This window comes from Empedobacter brevis NBRC 14943 = ATCC 43319, from assembly GCF_000382425.1.
Lineage (GTDB): Bacteria > Bacteroidota > Bacteroidia > Flavobacteriales > Weeksellaceae > Empedobacter > Empedobacter brevis.
On the sequence record NZ_KB908299.1, the window covers coordinates 102,948 to 114,915 of the forward strand.

The window sequence follows — 11,968 nt, forward strand, 5'->3', positions numbered from 1 at the left end:
GACATTCAACAATTTATAGCTACTAAATATACATGTTAAACAGTGATTAGTACAAATTTTTGAAGATGTTTCAACACTTTTAAATATTAAAGTTTAAAAATGCTATGAAGCTGGTAGATTAAAATTTTGTATATAAGATTTCGTACAGTACTTTACTTTCTATAGAGAGGAGGAGGTTAAATGCAATATTTTGTTCATTCGATTAGTTTTATGAATACAGAGAACAAATGAATAAAATTGTTTAAGGAAATTGGAACGAATTAAAGCACATTTTTATTTTAATTAACTGTGAGAAATGAAAATAAGAAAAGAATGGTTCTGTTAAAAAAGAAATTTATAAGAGAACCATATTCATTTTTTACAAAACCATAATTATATCATTACTTTTAATTATCAACAACATTATATTTGGAAACAAATTGTTCAAATTTTCGGTCTTTATTTATCAGGATTGGACCGTGACCAAAACATATAATAGCAGGATTCAATTTTGATAACTTATGCAATGATTTGATATTAAGCTGCTGATCCGATGTGAAGATGCTTGGAGGAAGCTGTAAGCCGGTCACTGTCGTTAGCAGGTTCATATTTGTCGCAACATCTCCGATTATTAATACACCATCTCGTTCGCGAAATAAAGAAATATGACCAGTTGAATGCCCGGGAGTCTCTATTACCTTAAAATCTCCAATCTTATCATTTTCGACAATTGTTTGTTCAACTTTATGTCCTTGACCTGCCCAATATTTTTTCTGTAACTTTGCTATCCAATGTTGAGGAGTTGGGTAATCATGGGTTACCATCCCTGTTTCGGTTTTAAAAACTTCGCCAGGGTGACAGAGTAAGGGTAGTTGAAATTCAGAGCATATCTGATCACTACAGCCTTGATGATCAGCATGAGCATGAGTCAGCAAATGTTTGTGAACAGTTATTTTTTGTAAAACTTTTTTAATCATGGTGTATGAATTTCGTATTCCTGAATCTACCAAAACACCTTCTATAATATAACAGTTAATACCATTTCGTGGCATCAGTGAAATCTGAAATACCTCGGGAGCAATTTGACGTAACATAATTTTTTTTCAAAACTATATTGTTCACGAGAACTATATAAGGACATTTGTCCTATAATACGTTAGATTTGTATAGTTGTCTTTTTGCTCGTGTAAGAGATCGCTGTGTGATACCCAAATACGATGCAAGATCCTGAGTCGTTGTACGTTTTATCAGCATTGGTTCGTTAGATAGGATGTGAAGGTATTTTTCCGCAGCAGATTTATTATTGTAATTCAGAAGATAACGTTCTTTTTGATTAAACTCTTGCTCAATTACTAATTTTATAACTCCATTCCAAGCATCTAGATGATTAAGTATATGCTGATAATCCTGGTAAGTTATTGTATAGATTATGCTATCTTCTATAGTTCTGATACTTTTTCTAGACTTTTCTTGCTTTACAAACTCAGGAAATGAAGTGATAAATTCATTTTCAAATTTAAAGCAGGTTATATTTTCCTTTCCGTCTTTATCACTAGCGTATGCTTTTACTGCACCATTTGAGATAAAACCAATATGACGACAGATTTCATTTTCACGAATTAAGAAATCACCTTTTTTTAAATGGATCTTGTTGAAGAACTTCATAGAAAAGTTAATTTCTTCAGCTAGTAATTCTCCTGTTGACGATAAATAATTTTCGAATACGTTGGTCATTGCACAATCCTTTGATTCATTGATATTCTGCTAAACTGTCTTTGCATGACATGCCAAAGAACATTCAAAACTAGCAAAAACAGTGTATACTTCACTTAATTAGTACGTTTAAATAGTACGTTTAAATTTACACTAATCTCTAGATTAGTAAATATATAACGGCAGATAACGATGAATAGTGTGTAATAAAAAAGCGATAAACTTATAAAGGATATCGCTTGTTAATTCGTTATATGTTTGATTATAAATGTTTTTTGTTACTTCCCGATACAGAAAGTAATAAACCTTCTGTTTATGAGGGGTATAGAGTAGCGAGGTGTAGTGATATTTATTAAATAATTTAACATATTATAGTAAAATATCCATACTAATTTTATAAAAATAATTAGATTTATTAATTAAATAATAGATATGAGATATATAATTTTCATTTTTCTGCTTTTCACAACTGTAGTTGGTGCACAATTCAATTCAGAATATTATATCAATCACTCGAATGATACTATAAAAGGGGAAGTAATGGGATATAATTCTAATGTTGTTCACTTTTTTGTGAATAACGATATAATTAAATTAAAACCAAAGGATATACAATCTTTTGTAGTAAATGAAGATGATAAAAAAGTGAAATATGTTACTTTAAAAAATAATAAAAATAATTTTTATGAAGAAGCAGTTGTTGGACCTCTGTCTCATTATTATTTAAGAACTGTTAATCGTTATTACAATGAAAAACTAGTCTATTCTTTACTTGTAAAAAATGATGAAATAGTATATGTTAACGCATCAAATTCGAAAAAAAGAATAGCTAAACTAATAAGTGATTGTCCACAATTACTAAAAGAATGGACGGAAACTGATAAGTATCCTGATTATGATATTATTAAAATTACCGAAGCTTATAATGAATGTAAACGATGATTTATTCAGTGCATTATATAGCACTAATTGGTGCCGATTATATTCAAAACTTATATTAAATCCTAAAAAGTGCATTTAGTTGCACTTTCCTTGTTTTATATTAGATTTATTCCTAAATTTACTATAAAAGTGCAATATATGACACTATTATTAATTGAACAGATAAAAGAACGTCGTAAAGTTTTAGATATTACACAAGAAACATTAGCTGAAATTTCGGGTGTTGGATTACGAACACTAAAACAGTTTGAAAGTGGTAAAGGTAATCCAACGTTAGAAACATTACAAAAGTTATGTGATGCATTAGGATTAGAAATTAGATTAGAGATTAAAACGATTGAATAATGAGAATTGCTTATATTTTGTATAAAGGTGAAAAGGCAGGGGTTTTGACTCAGCTAGATAATGGTAGTTTTCATTTTAAATACAATGAAAATTGGTTATCTGATGAATCTAAACCTTCAATAAGTTTAACATTACCTAAAAGTCAAATCGAGTTTGAATCTGATACATTGTTCCCGTTTTTTTATCATTTATTACCCGAAGGTGTAAATAAACGAATGATTTGTAAAATGTTTAAAATTGATGAAGATGATGCTTTTGGAATATTATTACAAGCATCAAAAGTAGATACAGTGGGTGCAGTAACAATAGAAAGAGTGTAGAATGAATTTAGAATTAATAAATTGTCCGGGTTCTTTAAAAGAAAATTTTAATACATATAGTCCCAGCGTATTAAAAAAGATGTTTGATGGCAGAAAAGTAAATCCAATTTTAAACTATACTTCACCAGCTGATCGAAAAGATAAAAGCAGCTTTAATCAAAATCAAACCCATATTTCAATTTCAGGATTTCAGGAAAAATATTCGCTAATTCTTGATGGAAATGAATTAAGATTGACCAATGAAAACGAAAGTGGACAATATATTCTTAAGCCAATTTCTGATTTACCTAAAAACAGTGAACTTGCACCAGCAAACGAGCATTTGACGATGCAAATAGCTAAACAAATTTTTAAAATTGAAACAGCAGAAAATGCCTTAATTTTCTTTAAAGATGGAAGTCCTGCATATATAACAAAACGTTTTGATAACGATGCAAATGGAGAAAAATTAGCTGTAGAAGATTTCGCTTCCTTATTAGGTAAATCACCAGCAACAGATGGTGAACAATATAAGTACGAAGGCAGTTATTTGGAATTATTTGATGCTTTGAAAAAATATGTTCCTGCTTGGAAAGTAGAAACGCCTAAATTGTTTACATTAATTGTTTTCAATTATTTATTTTCAAATGGAGATGCTCATTTAAAGAATTTTTCCTTGATAGAAACTCAACAAGGTGATTTTAAATTAAGCCCAGCTTATGATCTGTTAAATACAAAAATTCATATTGATGATTCAGATTTTGCTTTAAAAGAAGGTTTATTACCAAAATCTATTTCAAAAGGAAAAATCATTGATCAATTATTTGTATTGGGTGAGAAAGCAGGAATGACAGAGAAATCGATAATAAAAATCATTCAAAATCTAACTTCTAAAGGAGATAAAGTAGAAGATTTAATCTCAAAATCTTATTTATCTGAAAAATTAAAACGTAATTATTTACAAAATTATCAACGAAGGTTAAAACGGTTAAATTTAGAATTAAGAAAGTAAAGGATAAATAAAATGTCCGTTATTCTACACAAGTTATAATTTTTTGTATGAAATAACGGACGTATATTCTTAAAGTGAACTTATAATTAATTCTTCAAATTCCAATTTTCTCCTTTGTTTCTTGAGTAATATAATTAAAATAAGAGAAATACGTAAAGCTGATTAGGTAACTATAACCATTTTCCAATATATTTCATTATAAGAAAACAATACCAATTAACAACACTGATTTAACTTCGCAAACCTTTCATCTTCTGTAAAAATCTTATGGATATTAAAAGAAGTAAATAGTGATGACAAAAATTGGGATTTACGTGATGCATCAAATGGAGAAATAAAAGTAGAGAAAGGTTTAAAAGAAGGTTGGGAAAAAACATTCACCCCTGTTATTTATACAACTTTAGGTATTCTAAATAATGAAGATTGGCATACAATGGGAGATTTTAAACTTAATCCAGATTTGATAGACTGCATGTAACAAGTGGCTTATATTAATATAAAAAAAATAGGTGGAGGGAGTAATGCTTCGTATAATGAAATTAAAAAAATTTATGAAGAAAATAAGGAAGCATTCCATGAGCAAATTCAATTGATAAATCCAGATGTTATTATTTTTGGAAATACAATGAATTATTTCGAAGATGGTATTTTTGATAAAATGTTTAGACAGTTGGATGTAAATAAAGAAGATGATAACTTACATATTTATAAAAATAGTCATCATCTATTATTACATCCTTATCATCCTAATAATCGAAGAATTTCTCACCAATTATATTGTGATACAATAATCAATACTGTTCATAATTGGATAAAGAATAAAGACAAGTAGAAAAATTAAGATTATAAAACAAGCGATAAACTAAAAGTTCATCGCTTGTTTTAAAATATGATATGTTTTTTGTTACTTCCCGATACAGAAAGTGATAAACTCTCTGTTAATATGGGATGTAGTGGAGTGAGGTGTAGTATTGGTGTAGTGATATTTATTAAAAATTTAACATATTATAGTAAAATATCTATACTAATTTTTATAAAAAAATTAGATTTACTAATTAAATAATAGATATGAGATATATAATTTAAATTTTTATACTTTTTACTACTATAGTCGATGCACAATTCAATTCAGAATATTATATCAATCATTCGAATGATACAATAAATGGGAAGTGATTGAAAAAGAGGAGTTTGATGCGTTCTAAAAATCGTCTTCAATAATTTCCTGCACACGTCCGATTTGTCCATCCATCAAACGAACTTTTATACCACGATGATGGTAAGGTGCAGAAGTCAATAAATCTTTCACTATACCCTCAGTCAATTCGCTAGTTCGTTGATTCTTTTTCAATACAATATTAACCAGCATACCAGGTTTTATATTTGCTCTTGTTTTACCATCCATATTACAAATATCTTAAAATAAATGGAAAAGATATTCATTTTATCGTAAATGAAATTAAAAAATATATTCATCTGGAAGGTAAAAATGAAACGGGATTGAATATGAAATTTATAAATTTTACCTTTTATTATTTTATTTACAACCCAGCTGAAAAATTTGAGATTGAATATAGAGGTTAGAATAACAAAAAAAAACTACTTTCCTTTATTGGAAAAGGATAGAGGCAGAAATGATAAAAGAAGAAATAGGGTTTGTTCGATTGTCCTTCGACAACGGTTCGGAAAAAGGGGTGCTTTGTTGAACAAAATAGGGGATAAGTGAAGTAAAACAAACAGGTTTTTATCTGAAACGGTAGTTTTTTTAATCTTCTTTTACAATAAAAATTTAGAATTTTAGAGAGCGGTTTTTTGTTTTACGTAATAAGATAAAAAAACCCCGAAGATAGTCGAGGCACTAAATGTTTTCACAACGGAATAATCCTTATTGTGAGTTCCTTTCAATACAAATATAGATATAAAATTTTTATATATGATTACGTGAAACCATAATTGTGTAAATTATTTTTGATGTAATTTAATATGCAAAAGAAAAAGACTCATGGCTAAAAATATACTTGGATTAGATTTAGGAACTAACTCTATTGGTTGGGCATTTGTAAAAGAAGCTACAAATAGCAATGAAGAATCTTCTATTGAAAAAATAGGTGTTCGTGTAAATCCTTTGACAACTGATGAGCAAACAAACTTTGAAAAAGGTAAACCTATTACAACAAATGCAGGTAGAACTTTAGCTCGTTCGGCTCGTCGCAATCTTCATCGATTTAAACTTCGAAGAGAAAACCTTCTACAAATCCTGAAAACACATAAATGGATTGATAATGAAACTATTTTAGCTGAGAATGGGAATAAAACAACTTTTGAAACTTTTCGTTTACGAGCATTAGCAGCTGAAAAACAATTGGAGCTTCACGAATTGGTTCGTGTTCTGTTTCAAATCAACAAAAAGCGCGGTTACAAAAGTTCACGTAAAGTAAACAATGCCGAAGAAGGTTCTTTGATTGATGGTATGGAAATCGCTAAAAAGTTATGTCATGAAAATCTTACACCAGGTCAATATGTTTTGGATTTATTAAAGACTGGAAAGAAAAAGGTTCCTGATTTTTATCGTTCGGATTTACAAACTGAGTTTGATAGAATATGGAATTTTCAGAAGCAATTTTATAATGAACTATTTACAGATAATCTAAAAGAAGAATTAAAAGGCAAAGGAAAAGTAGCGACTTGGACAATTTTAAAAGTACCTTTTAATTTAGTTGGATTAAAGCGCAATTTAAAACGAGATGAGTTAAAATTAGAGAATTATCAATGGCGAAATGATACTTTGTCTAACCAATTAAATTTAGAACAAATTGCGATTGTTTTGCAAGAGATTAATGGTCAATTAGCTAATTCTTCTGGTTATTTAGGTGCAATTTCAGATAGAAGCAAAGAATTATACTTCAATAACCAAACCGTAGGTCAATATCAATATGCTCAGTTACAAAATAATCCGCATGCACGTTTAAAAAATCAAGTGTTTTATCGTCAGGATTATATGGATGAGTTTGAAAAGATTTGGGAAATTCAAGCAAAAAATCGTGAAAATATATTTACCAATACTTTAAAAGAAGAAATTCGAGATGTTGTTATTTTTTATCAAAGAAAGCTAAAATCACAAAAAGGCTTGATTTCCTTCTGTGAATTTGAACAAAGAGAAATAATTAAAGATGAAAAGAAGAAAACAGTTGGTTTACGTGTCATTCCAAAGTCAGTACCTTTATTTCAAGAATTCAAAATTTGGCAAATTCTTCATAATATAAAACTGAAAAATAAGATTACAAATGAAGTTGTGCTTTTAAATGAAAATGATAAAAGTTTTTTATTCGAAGAATTAGATCTAAAAGGAAATCTCACTGCATCTGAAGTTTTAAAATTGTTAGTTGATAAACCCAAAGATTGGGAAATTAATTATGCAAGTTTAGAAGGAAATCGTACCAATCAAGCGCTTTATAACGCTTATTTGACAATTCTGGATAACGAAGGTTATGATGTGCGCGAAGAACTGAAATTAAAATTGAATAAAGACGATATTACTTTGGCTGATATTGACAAATCAGCTTCTGGAATTAAGGAAATGGTACGAGCTATTTTTAATCATTTAGGAATTAAACCTGAAATTTTAGATTTTAATGCAGAGTTAGAAGGAAAAGCTTTTGAAGAGCAACTATCATTTCAATTGTGGCATTTGTTATATGCTTATGAAGAAGACAATTCGCCAACCGGAATGGATACTTTGTATCGATTATTGGAACAAAAATTTGGTTTCAATAAAGAGCAAGCTAAAGTAATGGGGACAGTTGCCTTTCAAGATGATTATGGAAGTCTAAGTAGTAAAGCAATTCGTAAAATATATCCTTTTATAAAAGAAAATGAATATTCTGTAGCATGTGATTTAGCTGGATATCGCCATTCTAAAAACTCTTTAACCAAAGAAGAATTAGAAAATCGTGAATTAAAATCTCGTTTAGATATTCTTCCAAAAAATAGTTTGCGCAATCCTGTAGTTGAGAAAATTCTGAATCAGATGGTAAATCTAGTGAATACAATCATTGATATAGAAAATGATAAATTGGAAAAAGCTGGAATGAAACGAAATTTTCAATTTGATGAAATCCGTATTGAATTAGCACGTGAACTTAAGAAGAATGCGAAAGAGCGTGAGGAAATGACCAAAGCTATGAATGCAGGAAAAATTAAACACGAGAAAATTATTAATATTCTTCAAGTCGAAGATGGAATTAAATTTCCAACGCGCAATGACATTATCCGTTATAAGCTGTATCAAGAACTAAAAAATAATGGTTACAAAGATTTGTACACCAATCAATATATCGAGCGAAAAGATATTTTTACGAAAAAATACGATATCGAGCATATTATTCCGCAATCACGTTTGTTTGATGATAGTTTTTCAAATAAAACTTTAGTTCCGCGCCAAATCAATTTAGATAAAGGAAATAAAACGGCTTACGATTATATTTTTGATGTCTTTGGACAAGATAAATTAAATGAATTTTTGATACGTTCAAAAGCTTTGTTTGATTTAAATGATGAGGGAATTTCAAAAGCTAAATACAAGAAACTAACAATGAAAGGTTCTGAAATTGGCGAAGGTTTTATTCAAAGAGATTTACGTGATTCACAATATATTGCTAAAAAAGCGAAAGAAATCTTGTTTCAAATTACTAAATCGGTGCTTTCAACTTCTGGTTCAGTTACAGATCGTTTGCGTGACGATTGGGATTTGGTGAATGTAATGAAAGAATTGAATTTGGAGAAATATCGTTTGGCTGGCTTAACAGAAATGCAAATAACAAAAGATGGTAATCCGAAAGAAGCCATCAAAGATTGGACAAAGCGTAACGATCATCGTCATCATGCTATGGATGCACTGACTGTTGCATTTACCAAATTTAGTTTTATTCAGTATTTAAATAACTTAAATGCGCGTAGAAACGACAAATATGATAGTATTTCAAATGCAAAAGATAAAAAGGCTATTGATACAAATAGCTTAAGAATTTCGAGTAAAGATGCATTAGGAATTGAAGAAAAAGAAACGCATAAAATAAATAATGGAAAAGGAAATTATAAACGTGTTTTCAATGAGCCTATTCCAAATTTCAGACAACTGGCGAAGGAACATTTAGAAGCTGTTTTAGTATCGCATAAAGCGAAAAATAAAGTTGTAACTCGAAATATCAATAAGACAAAAGGAAGTGATAAAATTCAAATTGCTTTAACACCGCGAGGACAAATGCATGACCAAACGGTTTATGGTTGGAATCGATGGTCAAGGGTAGATTTATCTAAGAAACTATCAAAAATTGAAATCGAAGCAATAATTGATTTAAAAAAAAGGCAATTTATTAAGGATTTTATATCTGAAAAAGGAAGTATTTCTAAAGCTTTTACTGATGAAAATCTTGCTAAGCTTATATTTAATAATAAATCTCTAAAAGAAATTGAAATATCCATTCCTTGTTATACTCAAAAAATAGACTTAAATAAAGTATTAACTGATACACAAAAAACAATTTCAGCGAAGAAGAAAGTAATAAAGAATATTTTGGATCTAAAAGTTAGAGAGAAAATAACTGAAAGATTGGTAGATTATAATGGTGATTTTAAAAAAGCATTTTCTGATTTAGATCAAAATCCGATTTGGCTGAATGAAGAAAAAGGAATTGCAATAAAACGTGTAACGATATCAGGAGTTAAAAATGCTGAAGCATTACATACCAAAAAAGATCATTTAGGAAATGATATTTTTGATGAAGATGGAAATAAAATTCCAGTTGATTTTGTGAGTACAGGAAACAATCATCATGTAGCTATTTACGAAGATGAGAAAGGTAATTTACAAGATAGAGTGATTTCATTTTACGAAGCAGTAGCTCGTATAAACCAAGGTTTACCAATAGTAGATAAAGCCTATAATCATCACTTAGGTTGGACATTTAAATTTACGATGAAGCAAAACGAAATGTTTGTTTTTTCATCAGAAGATTTTAATCCAAATGAAATTGATTTGTTTGATAGGAAAAATCAGACTTTGATAAGTAAACATTTGTTTAGAGTTCAGAAATTTTCAAAAGTAGAATATGGTAATTCCGCAGTAAGAGATTATGTTTTTAGACATCATTTAGAAAGTGTTATTTCTGACGTAAAAGAATTACGAGATAAAACATATAAAGTTTTTAAAAGTTTGGGAGAATTTAAAGGCTTAATAAAAGTCCGAACTAATCATTTGGGAGAAATTATTCATATTGGAGAATATTAAAAATGTAAACATATGCTAAAACGTACCATTTACATTGGTAATCCATCTTATTTGAAATTGAAAGACAATCAATTGAAAATAGAAGATGTGGAAAACAAAGAACTAAAAGGTTCTATACCTATTGAAGATTTGGGTTTTTTGGTATTGGATCATTATCAAATTACCTTAAGTCATCAACTTATAGTGACGTTGCAGCAAAATAATGTGGCAATTATTAGTTGCGACGATAGTCATATGCCTTTAGGGTTGATGTTGCCAATGAATGGACATGTAGAGCATAGCGAGCGATTGAAACATCAAATTAATGTTTCGGAACCTCTGCGCAAACAGTTATGGAAACAAACGATTGAAGCTAAGATTTATCAGCAGAAAGCATTATTAAGTAAGTTTGGTTATGTAGAAGAGCCAATGCAAAATTATTTAACAAATGTAAAATCGGGAGATTCTACTAATATGGAAGGAATTGCAGCACAATATTATTGGAAACAATTATTTGAAAATTTTACGCGTGAAAGAGATGGAGATGCACCAAATAATTTTTTGAATTTTGGATATGCTATTTTACGAAGTATGGTTGCTAGAGCTTTAGTTAGTTCCGGATTAAATCCTACAATAGGTATTTTTCATCGCAATAAATATAATCCTTATTGTTTGGCTGATGATATAATGGAACCGTATCGACCTTATATAGATGAATTGGTCTTAGAATGGGTAAATAAACCTTTTCGTCCCACTGAAATGAGTAAAGATGCTAAAGGGCATTTATTACAAATTGCCACAAAAGATGTGAAAATAGATGGTTTGAAAAGACCTTTGTTGGTAGCGATTAGCTCTACAACAAGTTCTTTATACAAGTGTATGATAGGGGAGCAGCGTGTGATTCGTTTTCCTGAAATGACATGAGTTTTAGTCGTTATAATGCTTATCGTATTATGTGGGTTTTAGTTTTGTTTGATTTGCCAACGGAAACAAAAAAGCAAAGAAGTCAAGCTACTCGTTTTAGAAAAGAGTTGATCGACGATGGATTTACTATGTTTCAATTTTCGATTTATTTGAGACATTGTCCAAGCAAAGAAAATGCAGAGGTACATATAAGACGAACAAAATCTAAATTGCCTGAATTTGGTAAAGTTGGAATAATTTGTATTACGGATAAACAATTTGGACAAATGGAAATATTTTTTTCCAAAAAAGAAACCGATTTACCAACAGGTCCACAACAATTAGAGTTATTTTAGGAATAAAAAAATCCGATAGAAAACTCAACTTCTATCGGATTTTACTTTTTTTCTCATTTCTAAATTTCATCTCAAACCCTTTTATATTGAGGACTTTTAAAATGAGGTTGTAACTACTTACGTAAAATTACTAAAAGTGAAAGGAACTCACAAC

At 29.3% G+C, this 11,968-nt stretch carries 11 protein-coding genes; 8 read left to right on the forward strand and 3 right to left on the reverse strand.

The window, feature by feature from the left end:
• Window positions 1-386 precede the first annotated feature (386 nt).
• Both H277_RS0113640 and H277_RS0113645 read right to left on the reverse strand, forming a co-directional pair.
• Window positions 387-1,073, reverse strand: coding sequence for an MBL fold metallo-hydrolase (locus H277_RS0113640; protein WP_019976168.1), 687 nt, complete (start codon window positions 1,071-1,073; stop codon window positions 387-389).
• A gap of 52 nt (window positions 1,074-1,125) precedes the next feature.
• Window positions 1,126-1,713, reverse strand: a complete 588-nt coding sequence (locus H277_RS0113645; protein ID WP_019976169.1) for a Crp/Fnr family transcriptional regulator — start codon at window positions 1,711-1,713, stop codon at window positions 1,126-1,128.
• A 411-nt stretch (window positions 1,714-2,124) separates the two neighbouring features.
• Here H277_RS0113645 and H277_RS0113650 point away from each other — a divergent pair, with 411 nt between their 5' ends.
• The 5 genes from H277_RS0113650 (at window position 2,125) to H277_RS0113670 (ending at window position 5,122) form a co-directional block, all read left to right on the forward strand.
• Window positions 2,125-2,634 (forward strand): hypothetical protein, encoded by a 510-nt coding sequence (locus tag H277_RS0113650; RefSeq protein WP_019976170.1) that lies wholly within the window; start codon window positions 2,125-2,127, stop codon window positions 2,632-2,634.
• A gap of 138 nt (window positions 2,635-2,772) precedes the next feature.
• Complete coding sequence (locus H277_RS0113655) at window positions 2,773-2,979, forward strand: helix-turn-helix transcriptional regulator (protein WP_019976171.1); 207 nt, start codon at window positions 2,773-2,775, stop codon at window positions 2,977-2,979.
• Window positions 2,979-3,299, forward strand: a complete 321-nt coding sequence (locus tag H277_RS0113660) for a HipA N-terminal domain-containing protein (RefSeq protein WP_019976172.1) — start codon at window positions 2,979-2,981, stop codon at window positions 3,297-3,299. The genes H277_RS0113655 and H277_RS0113660 overlap by 1 nt, the downstream gene beginning before the upstream one ends.
• A 1-nt stretch (window position 3,300) precedes the next feature.
• Window positions 3,301-4,290: a type II toxin-antitoxin system HipA family toxin gene (locus H277_RS19120; RefSeq protein ID WP_026357612.1), complete on the forward strand. Its 990-nt coding sequence runs from the start codon at window positions 3,301-3,303 to the stop codon at window positions 4,288-4,290.
• A 481-nt stretch (window positions 4,291-4,771) separates the two neighbouring features.
• A complete protein-coding gene (locus tag H277_RS0113670) occupies window positions 4,772-5,122 on the forward strand; it encodes a hypothetical protein (protein WP_019976174.1) in 351 nt (116 codons plus the stop codon).
• A gap of 369 nt (window positions 5,123-5,491) precedes the next feature.
• Here H277_RS0113670 and H277_RS0113675 read toward each other — a convergent pair whose 3' ends face one another.
• Window positions 5,492-5,695 carry a YwbE family protein gene (locus H277_RS0113675; protein WP_019976175.1) on the reverse strand — a complete coding sequence of 68 codons (204 nt, stop codon included), beginning with the start codon at window positions 5,693-5,695 and terminating at the stop codon, window positions 5,492-5,494.
• A 597-nt stretch (window positions 5,696-6,292) separates the two neighbouring features.
• Here H277_RS0113675 and cas9 point away from each other — a divergent pair.
• The 3 genes from cas9 to cas2 are packed head-to-tail and all read left to right on the forward strand — an operon-like array spanning window position 6,293 to window position 11,814.
• A complete protein-coding gene (gene cas9 / locus H277_RS0113680; protein ID WP_019976176.1) occupies window positions 6,293-10,576 on the forward strand; it encodes a type II CRISPR RNA-guided endonuclease Cas9 in 4,284 nt (1,427 codons plus the stop codon).
• Window positions 10,577-10,588: 12 nt separating this feature from the next.
• Window positions 10,589-11,479, forward strand: a complete 891-nt coding sequence (gene cas1, locus H277_RS0113685) for a type II CRISPR-associated endonuclease Cas1 (RefSeq protein WP_019976177.1) — start codon at window positions 10,589-10,591, stop codon at window positions 11,477-11,479.
• A complete protein-coding gene (gene cas2 / locus H277_RS0113690) occupies window positions 11,476-11,814 on the forward strand; it encodes a CRISPR-associated endonuclease Cas2 (protein WP_019976178.1) in 339 nt (112 codons plus the stop codon). Before cas1 ends, cas2 begins: the two co-directional genes overlap by 4 nt.
• The last annotated feature ends 154 nt before the right edge of the window (window positions 11,815-11,968 follow it).

Bases quoted from the DNA above. Each gene is read 5' to 3' on its own strand.
- H277_RS19120 (WP_026357612.1), top strand. From the start codon at position 3,301: ATGAATTTAGAATTAATAAATTGTCCGGGTTCTTTAAAAGAAAATTTT.
- H277_RS0113640 (WP_019976168.1), bottom strand. From the start codon at position 1,073: ATGTTACGTCAAATTGCTCCCGAGGTATTTCAGATTTCACTGATGCCA.
- H277_RS0113660 (WP_019976172.1), top strand. From the start codon at position 2,979: ATGAGAATTGCTTATATTTTGTATAAAGGTGAAAAGGCAGGGGTTTTG.
- cas2 (WP_019976178.1), top strand. From the start codon at position 11,476: ATGAGTTTTAGTCGTTATAATGCTTATCGTATTATGTGGGTTTTAGTT.
- cas1 (WP_019976177.1), top strand. From the start codon at position 10,589: ATGCTAAAACGTACCATTTACATTGGTAATCCATCTTATTTGAAATTG.
- H277_RS0113650 (WP_019976170.1), top strand. From the start codon at position 2,125: ATGAGATATATAATTTTCATTTTTCTGCTTTTCACAACTGTAGTTGGT.
- H277_RS0113675 (WP_019976175.1), bottom strand. From the start codon at position 5,695: ATGGATGGTAAAACAAGAGCAAATATAAAACCTGGTATGCTGGTTAAT.
- H277_RS0113655 (WP_019976171.1), top strand. From the start codon at position 2,773: ATGACACTATTATTAATTGAACAGATAAAAGAACGTCGTAAAGTTTTA.
- cas9 (WP_019976176.1), top strand. From the start codon at position 6,293: ATGGCTAAAAATATACTTGGATTAGATTTAGGAACTAACTCTATTGGT.
- H277_RS0113645 (WP_019976169.1), bottom strand. From the start codon at position 1,713: ATGACCAACGTATTCGAAAATTATTTATCGTCAACAGGAGAATTACTA.